This is a genomic window from Sphingomonas desiccabilis (genome assembly GCF_004135605.1).
Lineage (GTDB): Bacteria > Pseudomonadota > Alphaproteobacteria > Sphingomonadales > Sphingomonadaceae > Sphingomonas > Sphingomonas desiccabilis.
On the sequence record NZ_SDPT01000002.1, the window covers coordinates 1,086,594 to 1,109,893 of the forward strand.

General features: G+C 69.3%; 25 protein-coding genes. 10 read left to right on the plus strand and 15 right to left on the minus strand.

The window, feature by feature from the left end:
* Positions 1-35 precede the first annotated feature (35 nt).
* The 5 genes from EO081_RS13300 to EO081_RS13320 are packed head-to-tail and all read right to left on the minus strand — an operon-like array spanning position 36 to position 4,030.
* Positions 36-1,214: a molybdopterin molybdotransferase MoeA gene (locus EO081_RS13300; protein ID WP_129342357.1), complete on the minus strand. Its 1,179-nt coding sequence runs from the start codon at positions 1,212-1,214 to the stop codon at positions 36-38.
* Positions 1,211-1,678, minus strand: coding sequence for a cyclic pyranopterin monophosphate synthase MoaC (gene moaC / locus EO081_RS13305; protein ID WP_129342358.1), 468 nt, complete (start codon positions 1,676-1,678; stop codon positions 1,211-1,213). The genes EO081_RS13300 and moaC overlap by 4 nt, the downstream gene beginning before the upstream one ends.
* Entirely contained in the window at positions 1,675-2,454 is a 780-nt protein-coding gene (gene trpC, locus EO081_RS13310) for an indole-3-glycerol phosphate synthase TrpC (RefSeq protein WP_129342359.1), read from the minus strand. The genes moaC and trpC overlap by 4 nt, the downstream gene beginning before the upstream one ends.
* A complete protein-coding gene (gene trpD, locus EO081_RS13315; RefSeq protein WP_129342360.1) occupies positions 2,451-3,446 on the minus strand; it encodes an anthranilate phosphoribosyltransferase in 996 nt (331 codons plus the stop codon). Before trpD ends, trpC begins: the two co-directional genes overlap by 4 nt.
* Complete coding sequence (locus EO081_RS13320) at positions 3,443-4,030, minus strand: anthranilate synthase component II (protein ID WP_129342361.1); 588 nt, start codon at positions 4,028-4,030, stop codon at positions 3,443-3,445. The genes trpD and EO081_RS13320 overlap by 4 nt, the downstream gene beginning before the upstream one ends.
* A gap of 90 nt (positions 4,031-4,120) precedes the next feature.
* Between EO081_RS13320 and EO081_RS13325 the strand changes: the two genes are divergently transcribed.
* Complete coding sequence (locus EO081_RS13325) at positions 4,121-4,537, plus strand: hypothetical protein (protein WP_129342362.1); 417 nt, start codon at positions 4,121-4,123, stop codon at positions 4,535-4,537.
* 292 nt (positions 4,538-4,829) lie between these two features.
* On the opposite strand, the gene trpE is transcribed toward EO081_RS13325, so the two are convergent.
* A complete protein-coding gene (gene trpE, locus EO081_RS13330; protein ID WP_183947957.1) occupies positions 4,830-6,329 on the minus strand; it encodes an anthranilate synthase component I in 1,500 nt (499 codons plus the stop codon).
* Positions 6,330-6,349: 20 nt separating this feature from the next.
* The gene (locus EO081_RS13335; protein WP_129342364.1) at positions 6,350-8,293 is read right to left on the minus strand and encodes a peptidylprolyl isomerase; all 1,944 of its coding nucleotides are present in this window, start codon (positions 8,291-8,293) and stop codon (positions 6,350-6,352) included.
* 124 nt (positions 8,294-8,417) lie between these two features.
* Between EO081_RS13335 and tpiA the strand changes: the two genes are divergently transcribed.
* Positions 8,418-9,164 carry a triose-phosphate isomerase gene (gene tpiA / locus EO081_RS13340; RefSeq protein ID WP_129342365.1) on the plus strand — a complete coding sequence of 249 codons (747 nt, stop codon included), beginning with the start codon at positions 8,418-8,420 and terminating at the stop codon, positions 9,162-9,164.
* A 446-nt stretch (positions 9,165-9,610) separates the two neighbouring features.
* Here the strand turns inward: tpiA and EO081_RS13345 are convergent, their stop codons facing one another.
* Together EO081_RS13345 and EO081_RS13350 are read right to left on the minus strand one after the other, a co-directional pair.
* Complete coding sequence (locus tag EO081_RS13345; RefSeq protein ID WP_129342366.1) at positions 9,611-10,642, minus strand: choice-of-anchor A family protein; 1,032 nt, start codon at positions 10,640-10,642, stop codon at positions 9,611-9,613.
* A gap of 76 nt (positions 10,643-10,718) precedes the next feature.
* Positions 10,719-12,113 carry a leucyl aminopeptidase family protein gene (locus EO081_RS13350; RefSeq protein ID WP_129342367.1) on the minus strand — a complete coding sequence of 465 codons (1,395 nt, stop codon included), beginning with the start codon at positions 12,111-12,113 and terminating at the stop codon, positions 10,719-10,721.
* A gap of 266 nt (positions 12,114-12,379) precedes the next feature.
* Here EO081_RS13350 and EO081_RS13355 point away from each other — a divergent pair, with 266 nt between their 5' ends.
* Genes EO081_RS13355 through EO081_RS13365 form a run of 3 tightly spaced genes read left to right on the plus strand, consistent with a single transcriptional unit; the run spans position 12,380 to position 14,576 of the window.
* Positions 12,380-13,852 carry a GMC oxidoreductase gene (locus EO081_RS13355; protein WP_129342368.1) on the plus strand — a complete coding sequence of 491 codons (1,473 nt, stop codon included), beginning with the start codon at positions 12,380-12,382 and terminating at the stop codon, positions 13,850-13,852.
* Positions 13,849-14,199, plus strand: a complete 351-nt coding sequence (locus EO081_RS13360; RefSeq protein WP_129342369.1) for a hypothetical protein — start codon at positions 13,849-13,851, stop codon at positions 14,197-14,199. The genes EO081_RS13355 and EO081_RS13360 overlap by 4 nt, the downstream gene beginning before the upstream one ends.
* The gene (locus EO081_RS13365; protein ID WP_129342370.1) at positions 14,196-14,576 is read left to right on the plus strand and encodes a c-type cytochrome; all 381 of its coding nucleotides are present in this window, start codon (positions 14,196-14,198) and stop codon (positions 14,574-14,576) included. The genes EO081_RS13360 and EO081_RS13365 overlap by 4 nt, the downstream gene beginning before the upstream one ends.
* 342 nt (positions 14,577-14,918) lie before the next feature.
* On the opposite strand, the gene rimO is transcribed toward EO081_RS13365, so the two are convergent.
* From rimO to serS, 5 genes are all read right to left on the minus strand, one after another.
* Positions 14,919-16,268 carry a 30S ribosomal protein S12 methylthiotransferase RimO gene (rimO, locus tag EO081_RS13370; protein WP_129342371.1) on the minus strand — a complete coding sequence of 450 codons (1,350 nt, stop codon included), beginning with the start codon at positions 16,266-16,268 and terminating at the stop codon, positions 14,919-14,921.
* A gap of 74 nt (positions 16,269-16,342) precedes the next feature.
* Positions 16,343-16,699 carry a DMT family protein gene (locus tag EO081_RS13375; protein ID WP_129342372.1) on the minus strand — a complete coding sequence of 119 codons (357 nt, stop codon included), beginning with the start codon at positions 16,697-16,699 and terminating at the stop codon, positions 16,343-16,345.
* Positions 16,699-17,742, minus strand: a complete 1,044-nt coding sequence (locus tag EO081_RS13380; RefSeq protein WP_240697669.1) for a potassium channel family protein — start codon at positions 17,740-17,742, stop codon at positions 16,699-16,701. The genes EO081_RS13375 and EO081_RS13380 overlap by 1 nt, the downstream gene beginning before the upstream one ends.
* Positions 17,739-18,818, minus strand: a complete 1,080-nt coding sequence (locus tag EO081_RS13385) for a LysM peptidoglycan-binding domain-containing M23 family metallopeptidase (RefSeq protein ID WP_183947902.1) — start codon at positions 18,816-18,818, stop codon at positions 17,739-17,741. The genes EO081_RS13380 and EO081_RS13385 overlap by 4 nt, the downstream gene beginning before the upstream one ends.
* Positions 18,819-18,859: 41 nt before the next feature.
* On the minus strand, positions 18,860-20,140 hold the full coding sequence (gene serS, locus EO081_RS13390) for a serine--tRNA ligase (RefSeq protein WP_129342374.1): 1,281 nt from the start codon (positions 20,138-20,140) through the stop codon (positions 18,860-18,862).
* A 112-nt stretch (positions 20,141-20,252) separates the two neighbouring features.
* On the opposite strand from serS, the gene EO081_RS13395 reads away from it, so the two are divergent.
* The 5 genes from EO081_RS13395 (at position 20,253) to EO081_RS13410 (ending at position 22,993) form a co-directional block, all read left to right on the plus strand.
* A complete protein-coding gene (locus EO081_RS13395) occupies positions 20,253-20,762 on the plus strand; it encodes a host attachment family protein (protein ID WP_129342375.1) in 510 nt (169 codons plus the stop codon).
* A 100-nt stretch (positions 20,763-20,862) separates the two neighbouring features.
* Entirely contained in the window at positions 20,863-21,351 is a 489-nt protein-coding gene (locus tag EO081_RS16905; RefSeq protein WP_165284638.1) for a hypothetical protein, read from the plus strand.
* 15 nt (positions 21,352-21,366) lie between these two features.
* Positions 21,367-21,606, plus strand: coding sequence for a hypothetical protein (locus EO081_RS16910; protein WP_165284639.1), 240 nt, complete (start codon positions 21,367-21,369; stop codon positions 21,604-21,606).
* A gap of 493 nt (positions 21,607-22,099) precedes the next feature.
* Positions 22,100-22,567 (plus strand): RNA polymerase-binding protein DksA, encoded by a 468-nt coding sequence (gene dksA, locus EO081_RS13405; RefSeq protein WP_129342568.1) that lies wholly within the window; start codon positions 22,100-22,102, stop codon positions 22,565-22,567.
* Positions 22,568-22,648: 81 nt separating this feature from the next.
* A complete protein-coding gene (locus EO081_RS13410) occupies positions 22,649-22,993 on the plus strand; it encodes a PilZ domain-containing protein (protein ID WP_129342377.1) in 345 nt (114 codons plus the stop codon).
* A 110-nt stretch (positions 22,994-23,103) separates the two neighbouring features.
* On the opposite strand, the gene EO081_RS13415 is transcribed toward EO081_RS13410, so the two are convergent.
* The gene (locus EO081_RS13415) at positions 23,104-23,259 is read right to left on the minus strand and encodes a YdcH family protein (RefSeq protein WP_129342378.1); all 156 of its coding nucleotides are present in this window, start codon (positions 23,257-23,259) and stop codon (positions 23,104-23,106) included.
* Between the last annotated feature and the right edge of the window lie 41 nt (positions 23,260-23,300).

Here is a 23,300-nt window from a genome sequence, read left to right on the forward strand (position 1 = left end):
GATATGGAACCTTTAGGAAACGGAGCCGCCCCCTGTCAACCGATATCCAGGATTTCCACCGAGTCGCCCGCTTTTGCCGCGGCCGCATGGGGCGGACGCACGATCAGGCAGTCGGCCCGGGCGAGGGTGCGCAGCATCGAACTGTCCTGCGCGGGGGCGGGGAAGGCGAGCCCGTCGCGCAGCGCCGCGCGCAGATGGTCGGCGCGCCGGTCGTTGGCGGCCAGCGGCGCGCCGAGCGGCACCAGGCGCCTGCGCGGCAGCGGATCGGCCGCGCCCGCGAGCCTGCGCACCAGCGGCAGCAGGAACAGCGTCGCCGTCACGAATGCCGACACCGGATTGCCCGGCAGGCCCAGCACGACGGCACCGCCGAGCGTGCCCGCCATCATCGGCTTGCCGGGCCGCATCGCGATGCGCCAGAAATCGATCGTGCCGCCTGCCGCCTCCAGCGCCGGCCGGACCAGATCGTGGTCGCCGACGGAGGCGCCCCCGGTCGTCACCAGCACGTCGGCATCTACCGCGGCAAAGGCGGCGGTGAGGGTAGGCAGGTCGTCCGGCAGGATGCCGAGGTCGATCCGCTCGACCGGAAGCCCGTCGAGCAGCCCGGCGAGCAGCACGCCGTTGGATTCCGGCAGTCCCGCCTCGGGCGGCGAGCCCGGCGGCACCAGCTCGTCGCCGGTGGCCGCGATCGCCACCCGCACCGGCCGCCGGACGGGGATCACGCCGTGCCCGCCGACTGCGAGCAACGCCGCCGCCGCCGGCGTGATCGGCGCGCCGGCCGGCAGTAGCCGCTCGCCCGCGGTGAAGTCCAGACCCGCGGCCCGCACACTGCTTCCCGGGCGAGGCGGGCCTTCGCCCGCAAGCGTCAGCCGGGTGCCCTCGCGCGCGGCCTCTTCCTGCACCAGCACCGTGTCGGCGCCCTCGGGCAGCGCGGCCCCCGTGAAGATGCGCGCCGCCCGTCGCGGCCCGACGCGACCGCCGAACGGCCGCCCGGCCGCGGACTCGCCGATCACCTCCCACGGTCCCGGCAGGTCGTCGAAGCGGATCGCATACCCGTCCATCGACGACAGCGCGCGCTCGGGCTGGGTCCGCAGCGCCGCCAGGTCGGCCGCCGCCCAGCGGCCGATGGCGTCGCGGATCGGCACCGTTTCCACGCCCACGGGCGGCGCGAGCCGCAATACCCGCGCCTGCGCCTCGTCGAGCGGCAGCAGGCTCACGCCTGCCAGTCTCCGGACTTCCCGCCCGACTTGGCGAGCAGGCGCACGCCCTCGATCACCATGCCGCGGTCCAGCGCCTTGGCCATGTCGTAGACGGTGAGCAGCGCGACGGAGACCGCCGTCAGCGCCTCCATCTCCACGCCGGTCTTGCCGTCCGTCGCGCAGGTCGCGGTCGCGGCGATGCCGTCGGCCTCGATCGCGAGGTCCAGCACCACGCGGGTGAGTGGCAGGGGATGGCACAGCGGCACCAGGTCGCTGGTGCGCTTGGCCGCCATGATCCCGGCGACTCGCGCCACGGCGAGCACATCGCCCTTCTTCACCAGCCCGTCCCGGATCGCCGCCAGCGCTTCGGCCGACATGGTGATCCGGCCGGTGGCGGTCGCCTGCCGCGCCGTCACCGCCTTGTCGCCCACGTCGACCATGCGGGCATGGCCCTCGGCGTCGAGGTGGGTCAGGACGCTCATCGGGTCAGCGCGCGCGTCGCCGCCTCAACATCGTCCTGCCGCATCAGCGCCTCGCCGATCAGGAAGCAGTGGATGCCGTGCTCCGCCATCGCATCCAGGTCCGCGCGGCCGGTCAGCCCGCTCTCGGCGACGAAGGTGCAGCCGGCCGGCGCATGCGAGACCAGCTCATAGGTGCGATCGAAGTTCACGGAGAAGTCGCGCAGGTCGCGATTGTTCACGCCGATCAGCCGCGTCTTGAGCTTCAGCGCCCGCTCCAGCTCGGGAAAGTCGTGCACTTCCACCAGCACGTCGAGCCTGCGCTCCAGCGCCGCCGCCTCGATTTCCGCCATCTGCCGGTCCTCCAGCGCCGCGACGATCAGCAGGATCGCGTCCGCACCCAATGCGCGCGTCTCCGCCGCCTGCCAGGGATCGATGACGAAGTCCTTGCGCAGCACCGGCAGGTCGCAGGCCGCACGTGCGGCGACCAGATAGTCGTCGGAACCCTGGAAATATTCCTCGTCGGTCAGCACCGACAGGCAGGCGGCACCGCCGGCCTGATAGGCGCGGGCATGGGCGGGCGGGTCGAAGTCGGCGCGGATCAGGCCTTTCGACGGGCTGGCCTTCTTGATCTCGGCGATGATCGCATGCCCCTGCTTGGCATCGAGCGCGGCCCGAAAGCCTCGCGGCGGCGTCTGCAGGCTCGCACGACGGTCGAGTTCCTGCACCCCCGCCAGGCTCTTGCGGGCGGCGACCTCGGTGCGCTTCGTGTCGAGGATCTTTGAAAGCATCGTGCTCATGCGTAGGCAATCCATGCGTCGAGGAGGCGCCGGGCGGCGCCGGAATCGATCGTGTTGGCGGCAAGCACCGCGCCGTCGGCCAGGTCGCTCACCTTGTCGGCGATCACCAGCGCGGCTGCCGCGTTCAGCAGCACCGCGTCGCGATAGGCGCTTTCCTCGCCCGCCAACAATCGTCGCAGGGCAAGCGCATTGTGCGCCGGATCACCCCCGCGGATGGAATCCAGCGGGCTCGCCGGCAGGCGAGCGTCGGCGGGCGTGATCCGGTCGGGCAGGGCGACAGAGCCGATGCGCACCACGCGGGTGGGGCCGGCGATCGAGATCTCGTCGAGTTCCTCCTCGCCCGAAATCACCGCCGCCGCGGTCGCGCCCAGGCTTTCCAGCGCCTCAGCATAAAGCGGCGCATAGTCTGGGCGGGCGATGCCAATCAGCTGCCGTTCGACATGCGCCGGGTTGGCGAGCGGACCCATCAGGTTGAAGATCGTGCGCCGGCCGATCTTCTGGCGGATCGGGTGGATCCGCCGGATTGCGGGATGGTGGTTGCCCGCGAAGAGGAAGGCGATGCCGATGTCCGCCAGCGTCTGCTCGGCCATCGCCCCTGCGCGCGCCATGTCCAGGCCCAGCGCTTCCAAGGTGTCGGCGGCGCCCGCCTTGCTCGATGCAGCGCGGTTGCCGTGCTTGGCGACCGGCACGCCCGCGGCCGCGACCACCAGGCTGACGGCGGTCGACACGTTGAGCGTGTGGTGCCCGTCGCCGCCGGTCCCGCAGACATCGATCGCCCCCGCCGGTGCGTCGATCGGCACCATCCGGTGGCGCATCGCGCGCGCGGCCTCGGCGATCTCGATACTGGTTTCGCCGCGTTCCGTCAGCCCGATCAGGAAGGTGATGATCGCCTCTTCGGACGCCTTGCCGTCGAGGATCGCCTCGAACGCCTCGGCCGCACTCTCATGCGACAGCGGGGACTCAGTCGACGGGAGCAAGACGGCGGTGGTCATGCGGCGCGCTGCTTCGGCGTGATCCCGGTCGTCGCCAGCCAGTTTGCCAGCATCGCATGGCCATGCTCGGTGGCGATGCTCTCCGGGTGGAACTGCACTCCATGGATCGGCAGGCTGGCGTGGCGGACGCCCATGACGCTGGCATCGCCCGCCGTGCAGTTCACCACCAGCGACTCGGGCACTTCGGTCACGATCAGCGAGTGGTAGCGGGTCGCGGTGAAGGGGCTGGGGAGCCCTTTGAACAATCCGGTGCCGTCGTGTTCCACGGGGCAGGTCTTGCCGTGCATCAGCCCGCCGCGCACCACCTTGCCGCCGAAATGCTGGCCGATCGCCTGATGGCCCAGGCACACGCCCAAGAGCGGCCGCCCGGCCTCCGCACAGGCGGCGACCAGGTCCAGCGAGACACCCGCCTCGTTCGGCGTGCAGGGGCCCGGCGAAATCAGGAAGCCGGCAGCATTGCTCGCCAGCGCCTCTGCGGCGGTGAGCGAGTCATTACGCACGACCTTCACCGGCGCGCCGAGCTCCATGAGGTAATGGACCAGGTTCCAGGTGAAGCTGTCGTAATTGTCGATGACAAGGATCATGGCTTTGCCATAGCGCCGCCGCAGTCTGGCGCAACGCTGCGCTGGACCCGATCGTTGGTCGGCCGTGTGTTTTGCGTTGAGGAGGTTGGCATGGTGCGTTGGATTCTCGTGGCGGCGCTGGCCGCGTCCCCGGCCATGGCCCAGGAAGCCGAGAAGACCAGCAACGCGCCGCCGCAGCGCACCCGCAGCGTCACCGTCTACGGCAAGGAGGAATGTCCCAAGCCTGAGACGGAGAATGAAGTCGTGGTCTGCGCCCGCAAGGACGAGAGCGAGCGCTTCCGCATTCCGAGCGAATTGCGCAACCCGCCGTCGCAGGAGGCCGCCGCGCAAAGCTGGGCGAATCGCGCCGAGACGATGATGGAGGTCAACCGCGTCGGCCTGCCCGACAGCTGCTCCCCGGTCGGCACCGGCGGCCAGACCGGCTGCAACCAGCAGCTGCTGCGTCAGTGGTACCAGCAGCGCAAGGCCCAGCAGCAGGCGGAGCAGTTCCCCCGCGCCGGGGACTGATTGCGCGACCTTTCGCTTCTTCCAATCCGTACCCCGGCGGAGGCCGGGGTCCAGTTGCGGTGACTTGGCGGTCCTCGCTGACAGGCGGCGCCGTGCCTGACTGACCTGGCGTTTGCCGGCCCTCTCCCAATCCCCTGCCGTGCTCCCGCGAAGGCGGGAGCCCAGGGTTCCGAAAGCCAGCCGTCGCTGTCCAGCTAAACTCTGGATCCCGCCTTCGCGCGGATACGAGGTGGGGGAAGGGCACCCGCTTTTCCGGCGTCCTCTGCCGGAGCGGGCGGGGATCCCGCCCCGTCTACTGCCCGAAGCGGGGGATGCTCGCCTGGGCGATCGCCTCGCGCGCGGCCGCGAGCAGCGCGCTCGCCTTGGCCTCGCACTCGCGCTGCTCATAGTCCGGGTTGCTGTCCGCGACGATGCCGGCACCGGCCTGGACGTGCATGGTGCCGTCCTTGACCACCGCGGTCCGCAGCACGATGCACGAGTCCATCGATCCGTCGGGTGAGAAATAACCGACGCCGCCCGCATAGGCGCCGCGCGTTTCCTGCTCCAGCTCGGCGATCACCTGGCAGGCGCGCACCTTGGGTGCGCCGCTGACCGTGCCCGCCGGGAAACCCGCGAACAGCGCATCCAGCGCGTCGTGATCCGGCGAGAGCCGGCCGACCACGTTCGACACGATGTGCATCACATGGCTGTAGAACTCGATGCCGTAGCTGTCGGTCACCCGCACGCTGCCCGCCTCGGCCACCCGGCCGACGTCGTTGCGGCCCAGGTCCAGCAGCATCAGATGCTCGGCGCGCTCCTTGGGATCGGCGAGCAGGCTCGCGCGGTTCTCCGCGTCCTGCACCGCCGTGCTCCCACGCGGACGGGTACCGGCGATCGGACGGATCGTGACTTCGCCGTCGCGCACCCGGACCAGGATCTCCGGGCTCGACCCGATCAGCGCAAAGCCCGGCAGGTCGAGGTGGTAGAGGAACGGCGACGGGTTGATCCGCCGCAGCGCGCGATAGAGCTCGAACGGCGGCAGCGTGAACGGCGCGGTGAAGCGCTGCGCCAGCACCACCTGAAAAATGTCGCCGGCGCTGATATATTCCTTCGCGCTTGCGACCATCTCGGCATAGCGGCCGGGCGCCAGCGCGGGGGCGAGGGCGATCTCCTGCGCCTCCTGCCGGGCGGGCTCCGGAAGTGGCGTGCGGGCGAGCCGTGCGGCCACGTCGTCGATCCGCCCGGCGGCGGCTTCGATCGCCGCACCGGCATCGCTCGCTCCCGGCCACACCGGCGCGACCAGGAACAGCGCGTCCGAAAGGCGATCGAACACCATCAGCAGCGTCGGCCGCACGAACACCATGTCGGGCAGGTCGAGCGGATTGGCCGGCGGCCGGTCGAGCGTCTCGACCAGGCCGATCGTCTCGTAGCCGAAATAGCCGACCAGGCAGGCGAGCGCGCGCGGCAGCACCTCGGGCACGTCCATCCGGCACGACGCGACAAGGGTACGCAGCGCTTCCAGCGACGGCTCGGCGCACGGCTCGAACGCCTCGCGGTCGGAAAGCCAGCTGCGGTTGATCGCCGCCTCGGCGCCGGTCGCGCGGAACACCAGGTCCGGCGCGAGCCCGATCAGGCTGTGGCGCCCGCGCACCGATCCGCCCTCGACCGATTCGAGCAGGAAGTCGCCGCGGCCGGGTTCGATAAGCTTGAGCGCGGCGGCAACGGGCGTCTCGGTATCCGCCACCAGCCGCTGCCACAGCAGTGCCGGCTTGCCGGCGGCAAGCGCTGCCTGCGCGCCCTCGCGTCCCTCGATCACGGCCTCGGTCCCCAGCGTCAGTTGGTCGCGCCGCCCTGGCCGGCCAGCGTCGAGCGGACGCGGGCGACGGCGGCGTCGTTCTTGGTCACGCCCACGTTGCGGCGGACCGCCTCGGCGAACTGCTCGGCATATTCCTGGCCGACGACCTGGCCCAGGCCGCCGCGGGTGGAGGCGACGGCGCGCTTGTCCCCGCTCGCGTCGCCGGGCGTGATGCTGTCCAGGTACACGACGAACCAGCCGCCGTTCCCCGGCGCCGCGATCAGCCGGGCCTTCTTCGGCGCCATGGCGAACATCAGCTCAACCGGCGGCGGCACGTTGCCCTGCTGGGCGGCGAGTTGCGCACGGGTGGCGGTCAGCGGCGTCGGCGCCGGCACCTTCAGCCCCGACGCGGCCACCGCCTGGGCGAGCGGCGTGCCGCCGTTCACCTTGGCGAGGATCGCCGCCGCGGTCTTGCGGGCCTCCTGCTGCGCGCGCTCAGCGACGAACGCCTTCTGCACCGTCTCGCGGACCTGCGCGAGCGGGCGGGGGGCCGCCGGCAATACCCGGTCGAGGCCGACCACGGCGAAGCTGCCATCCTCTTCGATCTGCACGATCTGCGGCGCGTCGCCCTGCTCGGCGCCGAAGCCGGCCTCGATCACGCGAGCCAGCGCCGGGTCGGCCGGGGTGTTCGGCTGGTCCGGGTTGGTGCCGGCGCTGGTGACGGGGGCGGTGCTCTGCGGGGAGAGCTTGGCCTCGCTCACAACTTCCTCGAAGGTTGCGCCGTCGTTGATCGCGCCGTCGATGCGCTCCTGCACCGCGTTGATCGCGCCCGCCGCCTTGCTGCGGCTCAGTTCCGCGACCAGCTCGGGGCGGGCCTGCTCCAGCGTCTTGCCGGCCACCTTGCTGACCTTCTCGACGCGCAGCACGTGCCAGCCGAGCGGCGAGCGGACCGGGCCGACGACGGCGCCTTCGCCTGCCGCAAAGGCGGCGGCGGCGATCGCCTGCGATGTCTGTGCGCCGAGCGCCGCCTTGTCGAGGTCGCTGAAGCTTGCCGCCTCCAGCCCGGCCGCGCGGGCGGCGGCATCGATCGCGGTGCCGCCCTTTACCTTGGCGGCGAGCTGGTTCGCAGCGTTCTGGTCGGCCAGCACCACCTGGCGGACCGTGCGGCGCTCGGTGGCGGCGAAGCGGCTGCCGGCCGCGCGGTACGCCTGGGCAATTTCCGCCTCGGTCGGCGCCGCCTGCGCGGCGACGCTGTCGGCACGCACCAGGGCATAGCGGATCACGCGCCGCTCCGGCACGGTGTAGCGCGCGCGGTTCTTGGCGTAGAAGGCGGTCAGTTCCGCGTCCGTCGGCGGATTGCCCTGCGGCACCGCGGCAGACGGAATCAGCACGATCTGTCCCGCCCGCTTCTCCAGCATCAGCGAGGCATAGGGCAGCGCGATCTGCTCGGGGAGCTGGGTCGCGCCCACGGTCGGGCTCACCAGCCACTGGGCGAGCATGTCGCGGCCGATCGCCTCGCGCAGGCCCGCAGGGGTCATGCCGCGCTGCGCGATCGCCCGCTCGAACGTCGCCTGATCGAACTTCCCGTCAAAGCCCTGAAAGGCGGGGATGCTCGCGATCTGCCCGTCGACCAGCTTGTTGTTCACGGCCATGCCGACCTTGTTCGCGAACTTCTCCAGCGCGATCGAGGTGACGAGCCGCTCAAGGATGTTCTCCACGCCGCCGGCTGCGATCAGCTGCGGCATGTCGAGATTGGGGTTGCGCTGCCGGGCGCCTTCGAGCTCCTGCTGCACCTGCTTGGTCACTTCGGTGTCATGCACCTTGTGGCCGCCGACCTTCGCGACCACGTCGCTCGAGGCGCCGCCTGGGCGCAGGCCGCTGATGTCGCCCGCGGCGAACGCCAGGGCGATCACGACCAGGAACGCGAGCGCGATCCCCTTGCCGAGAGTCGAGTGGAGAAATCGCCTGACGAATGCGAGCATCGAAGAGCTACCGATCCTGCCGGAAGAAAAGAACGGGTCGCTTTAGGGCGCACACTGCGCGGCTTCAAGCTTGTGCCGGCAGCAGGGCTTGGTATCGCCATCGCCAGACACAAAGGAGACGGGCGTGACGCGACGCAAGCTGGTGGCCGGCAACTGGAAGATGCACGGGCTGCGTGCCCAGTTGAAGGAGATCGCCGCGATCGAGGCCGCCGCCGCTGCGCATCCGCACGTCGACGTAGCCCTGTGCGTGCCCACGACGCTGATCGCCGCCGCCGTCGATCATGCGCGAGCCGTGCGGATCGGGGCACAGGACGTCCATGAGAACGAGCACGGGCCCCACACCGGATGCGTCTCCGCGGCGATGCTGGTCGAGGTGGGGGCCCAGACGGTGATCGTCGGCCATTCGGAACGCCGCGCCGACCAGAACGAGACCAGCCACGACGCCTGGGCCAAGGCCGCGGCTGCGCGCAAGCAGGGCATGGGGGTGATCCTCTGCGTCGGCGAGACCGAAGCCGAGCGCAACGCCGGGCGCGCCGAGCGGGTCGTCCAGGCTCAGATCGAGAAGTCCGTGCCGGAGGATGCCGATGGCGACTGGTTCACGCTTTCCTACGAACCCCGCTGGGCGATCGGTACCGGCCGCACTCCCACGACCGAGGAGATCGCGTCGATCCACGCAATCGCCCGCGCCAAGCTGCGCATGATGGTGAGCGATGCCGCCGATCGTATCCGCATCCTGTACGGCGGCTCCGTCACCGGGGACAACGCGGCCAAGATCCTGGCGGTGGAGAATGTCGACGGCGCGCTGGTGGGCGGTGCCAGCTTAACTGCGGAGAAGTTCGTGCCGATCATCGAGGCCGCCGCCGCGGCCTGAGCGGCGCGCGGGGTTGCCGACGTCAGGTCCCGGGCAAACAACCAGCTAATTCCGCACCCGCACCTCAGCGAAGGCTGGGGTTCAGTGCCAAATACCCCGGCGAGGCCGGGGCCCAGTTGGGATGACGGCTGAAGAGCGCGCGTTGGCGAGGCAATGCCGCGCCCTCCGCTAGAGTGCGAGGCACGTACCGCCTCCACCTCAGTCCGTATCCTCGCGAAGGCGGGGATCCAGGGCCAAGCAGAGCAACGACTTACGGTTTCGGGAACCCTGAACTCCCGCCTTCGCGGGAGCACGGTGGGATTTGGAGCGAGTGTTTGTCCGACGCGCAAAGAGCGCCAGCAAAACGGCAGAGGGCTAACCGGGCCCCGGCATTCACCGTGGTACTGGCTTCCCGTTAAAGCCGACCGGTGCCGATTAGCTTCGGCCGACCCCGGCTCCTCCCAGACTTACGCCGCAACCCCCCGCCGGCGCCGCAGCAGCAGGGCCACCAGTCCCAGCCCCGCCAGCATCAGCGCCCAGGTGCCGGGCTCGGGCACCGGCTTCGGGCCGCCGGGATCGGTCGGCGTCGTGGGCGTATAGCCGCCGGTATAGGTGCCCAGGTGGAACTCGCCGTTCTGCACCAGGCTGCCGAACACGGCCGATCCCTGGATATAGTTGCCGGTGTTCGCGGCCGCGCCGGGGGCCAGCACCGATCCGCCCCAGGCGGTGGTGAGCGACAGGTTCTTAGCGTCGGCGAAGTTCCAGATGACATGCTCGCCAAGACCCTGGGTGCCGCCCAGGAAATTGTCGTTCAGCATGATGTTCGCGCCGCTGACGTTGACGATTGCGGTGTCGGCGCCGTTCAGGTTGAACTGGATCTCGCCGATGCGGTTGAGGTCATCGGCCGTCAGGTTGAACACCGCGACACCCTTGGCATCGGGCTTCGCGTTGAAGGTCGCCCGATTGTTGGCGAAGGTGACGGTGCTGTTCGCCTCCAGCTTCGTCATGCCCTGCGACAGGTCGGTCATCCCGCTGGTCAGCAGGCTCTTCTGCTGCTGCAGCCCTTCGAGGAAGCCGGCGTTGGAGGCCAGTCCCGAATTCACCGTGTTCTGGTTGACGTTGGTGTTGGCGATGCTGCCGCCGACCTGCACCGTCTGCGGCGCGCCGTTCAGGTTGAAGCCGCTGTTCACGTTGCCGCCGACCACGGCGCCCGAACCGTTGTTGAGGTTCTTCGCGCCCCCGGTCACGTCGCCCACGACGATCAGGCCGGGCGTGTCGTAGGAGGACGGCGGCGGCGTCTTGATCTGGTAGTTGGACGAATTGCCGTCGAGGTTGCCGCCGACGAAGGTCCGCCCCTCCACCTCGGAACTGGAGGTGAGGTCCCCCAGCACGATCAGGTTCCACTCCTTCAGCGCGTCCACGCCGACCACCGGCGAGGCGGCCGCCGGAAGGGCGAGGGCGGTGGCCGAAAGGGCGGCGATGAGGAGGCGGGTTTTCATGCCCACCTGCGTAATCGTTTCGCCCGCGCACTACACGTGAAGAATTCGTTAACCCTGTCCCAAAATGCGCCGGATGTTAGCGGCCGCCATAGCGCTTGCGCAGCAACGCCCAGGCGGCGCGGAGGCCATAGGCGTCTCCACCCTTGGGCCGCCCGGGCTTAGGGGATGGCCGCCAGGCGAAGGTGTCGAGATGGGCCCAGGCGATCTCCCCCGGCACGAAGCGGCGCAGGAACAGCGCGGCCGTGATCGCCCCGGCAAAGCCGCCTTCGGGCGCATTGACCATGTCGGCGACGGTCGACTTCAGCATGTCCTCATACGCGTCCCACAGCGGCAGCCGCCAAAGCGGGTCCCCCTCGGCCGCGCCGCAGGCGAGCAGGTCCGCCGCCAGCGCCTCGTCATTGGAGAAGGTCGCGGGCAGGTCCGGACCCAGCGCGACGCGCGCGGCACCGGTAAGCGTCGCGAAGTCGATCATCAGCTCCGGCTGCGATTCGGCAGCGCGGGTGAGCGCGTCGCCCAGGATTAGCCGTCCTTCCGCATCCGTGTTGGTGTTCTCGACCGTGATGCCTTTGCGAGTGCGGAGCACGTCGCCGGGGCGAAAGGCGTCGCCGGCGATCGCATTCTCGACGGCCGGCACCAGCAGGTGCAGCCGGACCGGCAGCCGCGATTCGATCACCAGCGTGGCGAGCGCCAGCGCATGAGCGGCACCGCCCATGTCCTTCTTCATCAACGCCATGCCGCTGCCCGGCTTGATGTTCAGCCCGCCCGAATCGAAGCATACGCCCTTGCCGACGATCGCGACCCGCGGATGCGCCGGATTGCCCCACTCGATCTCGATCAGCCGCGGCTCGCGACCCTTGCCGGCCGCCTTTCCTACAGCATGGATCATCGGGTAGCCCCGTTCCAGCTCAGCACCTTTCGTCACCATCAGCGTGGCGCCATGCGCGCTGGCGAGGCTTGCCGCCTGGGCCTCCAGCTCGGCGGGGCCCAGATCGTTGGCGCCGGTGTCGACCAGGTCGCGGACCAGCAGCGTGGCCGCCGCCTGCCGCACGATGTCGTCGACCCGCGCCGGATCGCCGGTCAGCAGGATACGAGGGCCTTCGCCCCCCTCGTCCTTGCGATAGCGGGTGAAGCGGTGCTGCGCGACGAGCCAGCCGAATGCCGCCGCGGCGGGCTCGCCGCCGTCTAGGCGGTAGCTGCCGGCGGGCAGCACCTCGGCCAGCTTGGCCAGGCACCAGGGGGAGAGTTCGCTTGTGTTCGCCACCACGCCGACCACCGACCACTCCTCGGCAGCCTCGCCGGGAAGAATGGCGTGGGAAAAGCCCGTGGGCTTCAGCCGCTGCGCGGCGATCGCGGCGCGATGGCGGGGCGGCTGCTGCCCGAGCCACGCGTCGAACCCCTTGGGGTCTACCAGATGGATGGTGCGGGCAGGTTGGCCGCGATCGGCCTGAAGCAGCGAGGAAAGCTCGGACATGGAGCTGATCTAGGCTTTGGACCGGCCGAACGGAAGACCTTGCTCCGTTCCGGACACGCTACCCGGCCGCCCGTCTGTTCACGCTTTGGCCGCGCGGATAGGCAGGCGGCAGTGCCGGCGGGGGGCTGGAGGGGCGAGGGGAGGCTGGTCTGTTCGAAGACGCGCGAAAGCTCGGGAATGCGCCACTGGAGGCCGACCTCTGCATCATTGGAGCGGGCGCCGCTGGCCTAACCTTAGCCTCACCTTTCGCCGGCACGGGGGTGCGCGTGCTGCTGCTGGAGAGCGGTGGCGAGGGGATCGAGCGGGAGGTGGAGCAACTCAACAGCAATGCAACGGTCAGCGGGCTGCCCTATCCGCTGCAGGCGTCCCGTCTCCGCTACATCGGCGGGACGACCAATCACTGGTCGGGGCATTGCTACCGCTTCCTCGACCGGGACTTCGCGGCGCGGCCGGGCATTCCCAACACCGGCTGGCCGATCTCCCTCGCCGACGTCGCCGGCTATCTGCCGGAGGCGTCGAAGCGGGTGCTGTTCCGGGAGGACACCGTCGACTGGTCGCCGGAGGCCTGGCGTCGGCGCCTTGCGACGCGGGGATGGCCGCTCGACCCGCAGCTGTTCGAAACTCGGCTCACGTTCGTCGCGCCCGTCAATCCCCGGACCGGCAATCGCACCTTCGCTCGCTATGCGCCTCCCATTGCCCAGGCGCCGAATATCCGCTTCCTCCACCACGCCAACGTGACCGAGCTGGTCGGCTCGCCGGATGGCACCAGGATCGAGGAGGCGACCGTTCGCACGCTGGCCGGCAGCGAGGTGAAGGTGCGCGCCCGCGTGTTCGTTCTGGCCACGGGCGGGGTGGAGAATGCCCGAGTGCTGCTCGCCTCGCGACGGCCGTTCCCGGCTGGCCTCGGCAACGGCCACGACCAGGTCGGGCGCTACTTCACCGACCATGTCGTGATCTACCAGGACTTCGCACGCAATCCGGCCGTGCCCATGGACCGGCTGATGGCGTTCCAGGACTATCCGGGCGATACCCACACGGTGAGCCACTTCCTGCTCACGGATGCCGCGCTGAGGCGGAAGCAGATCGACGACGTATTCCTGCGGGTGACGCCCGTCTACGAGCAGCCCACCCCTGGCGGTGCCGCTGCCAAGCGGCTCCAGGACCGGATCGCCGCGGGAGAGGGCGGCAGCATCCGCGGCGAAGATCTGTCGACCGCGCTCGCCCATCCGATCGACACCGCGGGCTGGGCGGTCGATCGCGGCTATTGCCGGGCGGAGCCGACCCGCTACCGCGTCGCCGCTCGGCTGGAGCCGCGTCCGATCCCCGATAGCCGCGTGACCCTCACCGATGCGGTGGATGCAGTGGGTATGCCGATCCTCAATCTTCACTGGGCGCTGGCGGAGGAGGGCAAGCGCTCGCTCCACCGCAGCCTGGCGCTGTTCGCGGAGGAGACGGGCCGGCGGGGGCTCGGCCGGCTGCGCCTGCGCTACGATCCCGAAGCGTCCTGGCCCGACTTCCCCGAACTCGACATCGGCTATCACCACACCGGGACGACCCGCATGAGCGACGATCCGCGCCAGGGGGTGGTCGACCGCGACTGCCGGGTGCACGGGGTCGGCAACCTGTATGTCGCCGGAAGTTCGGTGTTCCCTACCGCGGGCAGCGGATCGCCCACGATGATGCTGACCGCCCTCGCCTTGCGGCTTTCCGATCATCTGAAGCAGGAGCATTTCGCATGAAGCTTTCGCGCCGCGGCTTCGCCGCCGGGGCCGGTGCGCTGCTGGCCGGCGGCGCAGCATTGGCTTTGCCACCGGTCCGCCGCACTTTGTGCGGCTCGCCCGAACAACGCTACCGCGAGGATGCGATGGCGAGCCTTGGCCGCGCCTGCGTTCGCTGTGATCCTGCGCTCTCCCGCGACGCCGTGCGTGCCGATTGGCACGCGCTCGGCAGGCCCGACGGCGAACGACTGGCGGCCCTGGTGGCGGCGGACTTCGCAGGTGGCCGTATCCGGCAGATCGACGGCTGGCTGCTCGCCTCGACCGAGGTGCTCGCCTTCGCCGCTGCGTATCACGGCGTCGCGGCATGAAGGCGTTGGGCGGATTGGGCGCCTTGCTGCTGCCGGCGGCACTCGCCGGGTGCCGCGGCGAGACGCCGCGCGCCGCACTCCCGCAACCCGCGGCCTTCGCTGCCTGCCAGACCTGCCATCGTACCACGCCGGGCGCCAGCGCACTCGGACCCAGCCTCGCGGGCCTTGCCGACCGGCGGGCCGGGAGCCTGCCCGGCTATGGCTATTCCCCTGCGCTGCAGAAGCTGGAGGGCCGCTGGGACGAGCCGCGGCTCACCGCATTCCTGCTTGACCCGACTGGCGTCATGCCCGGCACCCGCATGGCCTTTGCCGGGTTGGAGGACCGGAAGCAGGCGACCGAGGTCGCGCGCTACGTGCTCAGTCTTCCAGAAGAATGAAGCGTCGGCCTGCCACTGCTCCCGCGTGCCCGCAAGAGGAGGGAATCAGGGGCTAACAACGCCTCAAGCGCGCTACTCTGGGCGCCCGCCTGGGCGGAGCACAGGAAGGAGAAGTGCGGACCCTCGCATCGTCCTCTTGAAGGGAGCCGAGCCGGGTTCCGTTGGACCACGAGAGCGCTCCGCGCACTGGGTCAGGAAGGTCGAAGATGGCCTAGGAGCGGATTGGGCGGACTCAGGACATCCGCAAAACACCCCGACGGCGCCCGGCGTTCGCCGGACACCGTGGTGCTCGGAAGGCAGCCTGCTCTCCGCCGCCCGCAGCCAGGTGAGAACAGCCGCCGATCAGCGGCTGACCGGCACCCCGTAGAGATCGTGCTCATCGGCATCCTCGACGAGCACCGGGACGATGTCCCCCTGCGCCAGATGGCCGGAGTCGCGCAGGAACACCTCGCCGTCGATGCCGGGCGCGTCGGCCTGCGAGCGGCCGGTGGCACCCCCCTCGGCATCGACGTCGTCGATGATGACGGGGATGGTGCGGCCGACCTTCGCCTGGAGCTTGGCGGCCGAGATCGCGGCGGTCTTCTCCATCAGACGCGTGTAGCGTTCTTCCTTCACTTCCTCCGGCACCGGGTCCGGAAGCGTGTTGGCGGCCGCGCCCTCGACCGGCTCGAAGCGGAACGCGCCGACGCGGTCGAGCTGGGCCTCGTCCAGCCAGTCAAGGAGGTACTGGAAGTCCTCCTCGGTCTCGCCGGGGAAGCCGACCACGAAGGACGAGCGGATCGCGATGTCCGGGCAGATCGCCCGCCAGCCGCGCAGGCGCTCGAGCACCTTGGCGTCGTTGGCCGGGCGCTTCATCGTGCGCAGCACCTTGGGGCTGGCATGCTGGAACGGGATGTCGAGGTAGGGGACGACCAGCCCCTGCGCCATCAGCGGGATGACCTGCTCGACGTGCGGATAGGGGTAGACATAGTGCAGCCGCACCCACACCGGCTGGTCGGGCGTGCCGAGTTTGCCGAGCTCGCGGGCGAGATCGGTCATGTGCGGGCGGACTTCCTCGCCCTTCCAGAGGCGCGGCTGGTCGCGGATGTCGATGCCGTAGGCTGAGGTGTCCTGGCTGATGACCAGCAGCTCGCGGGTGCCCGCCGCAACCAGCTTTTCGGCTTCGCGCAGGATCGCGTCGGGCCGCCGCGAGGCCAGATCGCCGCGGATCGACGGGATGATGCAGAAGGAGCAGCGGTGATTGCAGCCTTCGGAGATCTTCAGATAGCTGTAGTGGCGCGGCGTGAGCTTGAGCCCCGCCTCCGGCACCAGATCGACGAAGGGCGAGGGGATCGGCGGCGCCGCCTCGTGCACGGCCTCGACGACCGATTCGTACTGGTGCGCGCCGGTGATCGCGAGGACGTTGGGGAAGCGCGCGCGGATCGCCGCGGCCTCGTCGCCCATGCAGCCGGTGACGATGACGCGGCCGTTCTCGGCGATGGCCTCGCCGATCGCCTCCAGGCTCTCCTCCTTGGCGGAGTCGAGGAAGCCGCAGGTGTTGACGAGCACCACGTCCGCGCCGGCATAGTCCGGCGACAGGCCGTAGCCGTCGCTACGCAGCTTGGTGAGGATCCGTTCGCTGTCGACGAGGTTCTTCGGACAGCCGAGCGAAACCATCCCCACTTTCGGGGCTTCGGGAAGTCTGGTTGCCATGATCGCCGGGCGACATAGTGATTTCCTGCCAAAAAGATAGAGGCAGGAATGCGTTGGCGCCGCTCAGCCGACCCTCAAGCGGCAGGCGCGCGGAACACGAACCAGGCGCCGAGCGCGATCAGCCCGAAGCCGATCAGGTGGTTCACCGTGATCTTCTGCCCCAGGTAGAGCACGGAAAAGGCGCAGAAGATCGCCAGCGTGATCACCTCCTGCATCGCCTTGAGCTGGGCAGCCGAATAGACCTGCGCGCCGATCCGGTTGGCGGGCACGGCCAAGCAATATTCGAAGAAGGCGATGCCCCAGCTGCCCAGGATGATCAGCAGCATCGGCGCGCTGCGGACCTTCAGATGCCCGTACCAGGCAAAGGTCATGAACAGGTTCGAGCAGACCAGCAGCAGGATCGGCAGCAGCCGGGTCGCGACCTCCGACATCAGGGGAGCGTCGGCCCGGAGGCCATTTTCCGGTTCGGGACGATCTCGACGATCAGGTCTCCGGCCTGGAGCGATGCCGCTTCGGCTTCGGCGAAGCTGAAAAAGCGGTCGCCGCGGTAGACGCGCACACCGAGTCCCGTCGTGATCGCCGAAAGCGGATTTCCCACCTCCTCCGGCCGGACGGGCCGCTCCGACAAGGCCACGGGCCCGCCGATGGAGGCGAGATCGTTGATATAGTCCGCCATGTGCGGTCCGCGGCAGGACCCGGCCAGCAGCAATCCGGCGAAGCTCACCGGATTGATCACCGTGGTGGCACCCGCCGCCCGGGCAGGCAGTTCGTTGTCCTCAGCCTTGACGATGATGCTGATCGGCAGACTGGGGGCGAGATGGCGCGCGGTGAGCGTAACCAGGATGGAGGTATCGTCCCGCCCGGCTGCCGCGATCATCGTCTTAGCGCTGCCAACGCGCACGTCCTGCAGCACCGTGTCGCGGGTGGCGTCGCCCTGCAGCACCGTGCATCCCACCGCTTCTGCCGCGGCGATGTTCGCCGGATCGCAATCGACGACCACGATCCGCTCGGGCTGCTCGCCGCGTGCGATCAGTTCCGCGACCGCCTCGGATCCCGTCTTTCCGAAGCCCGCGACGATCACATGGCCTTCGAGATTTCTTTGGATGCGTCCCATCAGCCATCGGTCCCAGGTGCGTCGAAGCACGAATTGATAAGTGGTGCCGATGAACAGCAGCACCACGAACACGCGGATCGGCGTGACGATCAGCGCGTCGAACAGCCGCGCGCGCTCGGACACCGGCGCGATGTCTCCATAGCCCGTCGTCGTGATCGAGATCATCGTGAAATAGATGACGTCGACGAAACTGACGACCCCATCATAATTGTCGCGCAGCCCGGCGCGGTCGAACCAATGGACGCTGATCGCGAGCCCGAGGAGCGCGAGCACTGCCAATACCCGCCAGGCGATCTGTGCCCAGATCGGAGTCTGGGAGGCTCGCCGCAGCGTGCGGTGCGAGAGTTCGCGCCGGTTCACCGTGCGGGCAGCTTGGAAAGCGGATCGACGGGCGCGCGCCCCTGGCGGATCTCGAAGTGGAGTTGCGGCCGGGCGGCATAGCCGGTCTCCCCCGAAACCGCGATCTGCTGGCCGCGCTTGACCGACTGGCCCCGCTGGACGAGCAACTCTTTCGCATGGCCATAGACGCTGGTGTAGCGGTCGCCGTGCCGGAGGATGACCACGCCCCCAAGACCCGGCACGCCGCTGCCGGCATAGGCGACGACGCCGTCCGCCGCCGCCAGGACGGGCGTGCCGAGCGGCACCGCAATCTTGATGCCGTCGTTCCGCTCGCCGCTTTCACCCGCGCCGAAGCGTTTCACGACGGTGCCGCTGGCCGGCCACTGGAACTGACCGGCGAGGCGCGCGGGCGGAGCCACCGCAGCACTGGGGGGCAGCACGCGGGCGGGCGAAGCGGTGGCTCGGGCGGGCTTGTCCTCCGGCTCGATCGCCGGCTCGCCGCCGGTCAGGATGTCGTCGATGTCGAGGCGGAAGGCGGCGGCCCGTTCGGCGACGCTCATGCCGGCCGTTGCCGCCGCGCCCGGGATCAGGATCCGCTGTCCGGTGCGGAGGATATAGGGGTCCTCCAGGCCATTAGCGGCAACGATCTTCGACCAGGGCACGCCATAGGCGCGGGCGATGGCGATGCCGGTCTGCCCCTCGCGCACCAGATGGTAGCGGCCGCCCGGAATGGCGAGCTTCTGCCCTGGATAGATGGTGAAGGGCGGGGCGAGACCGTTGGCGCGCGCGATCGCTTCCGATCCCGCGCCCGTCTTGTTCGCGATGGCGCGCAGCGTCTCCCCACGGGCTACGGTGTGCACGTCCTGCGCAACCGTTCGGGCGTCCGCCACGACGCGGTTGACCTCCCACGCGGGCGGCGCGGTCGGCGGTGCAGTCACCCCTTCCGCCTGCGTCGGCGCGCGGTCTGGCCGATCGTCCGGCGGCCCTGCAACCGTTGTGGACGGGATCTGTTGCGGGCGGCCGCCGGGAATGCAGGCACCCAGCAGCCCCAGTGCCAGCAGGGGCAGGGCGCGGCAGCAAGCGCGTCGGCCGATCATGCGTTCCCCCTCCATCCCTTGCCTGCCCCGCAAACCGGTCTTCAGCGCGTCGGCGCGAGCGTCTCCAGTCCGCCCAGATAGGGCTGCAGCACGTCCGGTACGCCGACGCTGCCGTCGCCACGCTGATAATTTTCCAACACTGCCACGAGCGTACGGCCGACGGCCAGGCCCGAGCCGTTGAGCGTGTGGACGAAGCGCGTCGCCTTTTCACCCTCCGGCCGGAAGCGTGCGTTCATCCGGCGTGCCTGGAAATCGGCGCAGGTGGAGCAGCTCGAGATTTCGCGATAGCGATCCTGGCCGGGCAGCCACACCTCCAGATCGTAGGTGCGGGCCGCCGAGAAGCCCATGTCGCCGGTGCACAGCTTCATGCGACGGAAGGGCAGGCCGAGACGCGTGAGGATGTCCTCGGCCGCCGCCGTCATGCGCTCATGCTCCGCTTCCGACTGCTCGGGCGTGGTGATCGAGACCATCTCCGCCTTTTCGAACTGGTGCTGGCGGATGAAGCCGCGCGTGTCGCGACCCGCCGCACCCGCTTCGGAGCGGAAGCAGGCGGTAAGCGCGGTAAAGCGCAACGGGAGTTCCGTTTCGCTCAGGATCTTGCCGGCAACGATGTTGGTGAGGCTCACCTCGGCAGTGGGGATCAGCCAGCGGCCGTCGGTGGTGCGGAACAGGTCCTCGGCGAACTTGGGGAGCTGCCCGGTTCCGAACACCGCCTCGTCGCGGACCAGCAGGGGCGGCACCACCTGCTCGAAGCCGTGCGCGTCGGAGAGCGTGTCGAGCATGAACTGGCCGAGCGCGCGGTGCAGCCGTGCGGCGCCCCCCCGAACCAACGTGAAGCGCGCGCCGGACAGCGCAGCGCCCGTTTCGAAGTCGAGGCCGATCGCGGGGCCGATCGCGTCGTGCTCCCGGACGGCGAAGTCGAAGTTCGGCCGCTCGCCGCGCTCGTGCACCAGGACGTTGTCTTCCTCACCCGCGCCTTCGGGCACATCCGCGAGGGGCAGGTTGGGGATCGCCGCAAGGCGGCCTGCGAGTTCCTCCCCCAGGGTGCGCTCCTCCGCCTCCAGGGCGGGCAGCCGCTCCTTGAGGACCGCCACCTCCGCCATCAGCGCCGCAGCGGTTTCCTCGTCGCGCTTCGCCTTGGCAGCACCGATCGCCTTCGACGCCTCGTTGCGGCGTGCCTGGCCCTGCTGCAGTTCGGTCACCAGCGCGCGGTGGCGCTCGCCGAGGGCGACCAGTTCGGCCGCGGTGCCGGGCAGGCCCCGGCGAGCGAGCACTGCGTCAAAAGCTGCGGGATCGTCGCGGATCAAGCGGATGTCGTGCATGGCCGCGGCTATGGCGGCGCCGTCCGCGCGGTGCAAGCCGCAAGACAAGGCGGGAAACCTGTGCCGCGAGCGGTGCGTTGGGCTGGCAACTGGAACGAGAGGAGACCCTACCATGCAGATTCCCCACGACGCCTTCGTGCTCGTCGCCGACGGCCGCAAGATGCTGTTCCTGCGCAATGAGGGTGACGCGGTGCAGCCGAACCTGCAGGTCGAGGCGAAGGAAATCCACCCCAACCCCAAGGACGGCGACCAGAAGCGCGACGCAGCCGGAGCCGCCTCGTCGACCCAGTCGGGCCCTGGGGCACCCGCGGTTGCGCGGAACGGCTCGATGCACGCGCAGGGGGGCGGTGCGCAGTTTGCACCTTCCCGCGGGACGTTCGAGGAAACCGACTTCCACCAGCTGGAGGAGGACCGATTTGCGGCAGAGACCGCAGAGATGCTGCGCAAGCGCGCGCTCAGCAACGAGTTCGACAAGCTGATCATTGTCGCGCCGCCCAAGACGCTGGGCGAACTTCGCAAGCACTACCACAAGGAAGTTAGCAGCCGGCTGGTCGGCGAACTGGACAAGGACCTGACCGGCCATCCGGTGGATCAGATCGAGCGCCTTCTGCTCGACGCCTGACGCGACCGAGCGCCGAAGGAGGGAAGGGCCGCGCGAGGCGATCGCGCGGCCTTTTCTATGCGGAGACCTCCGACACTATGCGGAGGGCTCCGATTGGGGCTTGCGGGCGAGGCGGCGGCGGGCAATCAGCGCCGCGGCGGCACCGCCGAACAGCAGCAGCATCGGCGGCGCGGGCACCGGGGCGGGTGGCCCTGGAGGGCCTGGAGGGCCCGGCGGATGGCCATGCGAGCTGCCGGAACTGGTCGAGGTCGAGCTGGACGTCGAGGAGGAACTCGATGTCGAGGACGAGGTGGAGGTCGATGACCCGCCGCTGCTTGTTGAGGTCGACGATCCGCCGGTGGACGTCGACGTCGAGGAACCGCCCGTCGACGTCGAGGATCCCCCGGTCGACGTCGAGGTGGAGGAGCCACCCGTTGAAGTGGAGGAGCCGCCGGTCGAAGTGGAGGATCCTCCGGTCGAAGTCGAGGATCCTCCAGTCGACGTCGAGCCCCCGCTCGAACTGGAACTCGTGGTCGAGGAGATGACGATGCCGCTCGAGCCGCCGGTGCCGCCCACGAAGCCACCGCCGCCGAAGAAACCACCGCCGTAGAAGCCACCGCCTCCGGTGCCGCCGACGACGACCGGCTCGCTGCTACCGCCGCTCGACGCAACCGGCGCCTCGCCGCTCGAACCCACATACACCGGCGGCGGAGACGAGGGTTCTGGCGCTCCGGCGACCGTCACCACGGGCGGCGGACAGGCGGCGGCCGTCACCACCGGATTGCGGAGCAGCCGCTTGGTCGGGCGCGGCGTTTCCTGGCGGGCGACTCGCTTCTTCGGGACGATCCGCTTGGTGATGCCGTAGCTGGTCGGGTTCTCGGCCACGTGCACGGCGCCGCCTCCGACCAACGCACCACCACAGGCGCATGCACAGAGTTTCGCCAAGGCCATACGAACCGACATAGTGCCACTCTTCATCTTTGGCAGGAGTCGCAGCCGTCGGATGACGGCCGCACCACGCTCGCACGCACCGGGTCCGGCACGCTCAGCAACGCGTCAGACCATTAACGCTTCTATAACCATATCGCGCCGGCAGATCACGTCCTTCTGCGACCCGCGAGGTCGCCTGTGTCGTTATGGCACGAACCTGGCTTGGTCCCGCTGGGGAACATTGCTGCGACGTTTGAAGTCCTCGCGCGACAGGTCGCAGAAATTCCCCGAAGTTGATCGGGATAAAAGCGAGTGTTCCTGCGATCTTGTGCGCTTGTGATGGCTTGTGCTTGTCAGTATAGGCGCGCCAGGCACAGGCGGTTCCCCCGCCAGTACGTTCGGGCGGGAGACCGGGGTGGAGAGTGGGGATGGCAAGTGTTTTCGATTTGACCGGGCAATCTGACACACCGCCCGCTGCGGCCAATGATCAGGTCGCCGACGGCTATCGTCCAACTCCGGACGAGCCGTTCATGAACCTGCGGCAGCAGGCGTATTTTCGGCAAAAGCTGCTCGCGTGGAAGGAAGCGATCCACCGCGAGGCACAGGGCACGCTTTCCCAGTTGCAGGTGGACTCTCTTCGCGAGGCGGATCTGACCGACCGCGCATCGAGCGAGACCGATTGGTCCATCGAACTGCGTACCCGCGACCGCCAGCGCAAGCTGATCGCAAAGATCGATGCGGCGCTCCGTCGCATCGAAGATGGCGAATATGGCTATTGCGAGGTCACCGGCGAGCCGATCTCGCTGGGCCGCCTCGAAGCGCGGCCGATCGCGACGATGACTGTCGAAGCGCAGGAGCGGCACGAACGGCAGGAGAAGATCTCCCGGGAGGAATAGGCTCCCGCCGGCCCAGGATTAACTTTTGGGTAAGGAGTTGCTGGTTGAGGTCTGCCGAAGCATGCGTTCGGAGTAGATAGGATCAGCGAGGACAATTCCCCCGAGGGCCGCCACAAGCGAGCCCAGGATCGCGACAGCCTCCTGCTCACCGCCACGCTGCGGCGAGTAGGGCGCGGCGATCCGGTGCCGGTGCGCATCAGGAATCTTTCGGCAGGTGGCCTGATGGCGGAGCACGGGCCGGTGCTGCCCGTGGGCGCCGAAGTCGAAATCGACCTGCGAGGCGTCGGCCTCGTGCGGGGAGTCGTGGCCTGGTCCACCGAAGGGCGCGTCGGCATCGCCTTCGTGGAGGAGATCGATCCCAAGGCGGCGCGCAAGCCAGTGGCTGTCCGTACGCCCGAGGCAAAGCCGCTCAAGCGTCCGCTCTGATCCTGCACCGCGGCGGGGAGGCGCCCACGGCTGGAGGTGCGCTTGCCCTCCGGCACGCCGGGCTCTGGCGGACGGTGGGGCGCGGACCGATCGACCCGCGCCCGAAGGCGTCACTGCGCAGTCATCTCCTGCTTGATCTGCAGCTTGCGCTTCTTGAGCGTGGCGAGTGCCTCCTGGTCCGGGGAGGGGCGCCGCGACTCGGCCAGGATCTGGCTGTCGAGCAGTGCGTGCTTCGCCTCGAGAGCGGCAAGATGGCCAGTCTGCATGGATGCAATCCTCTGCTGTTTGAGGTGGGGGAGGATCATTA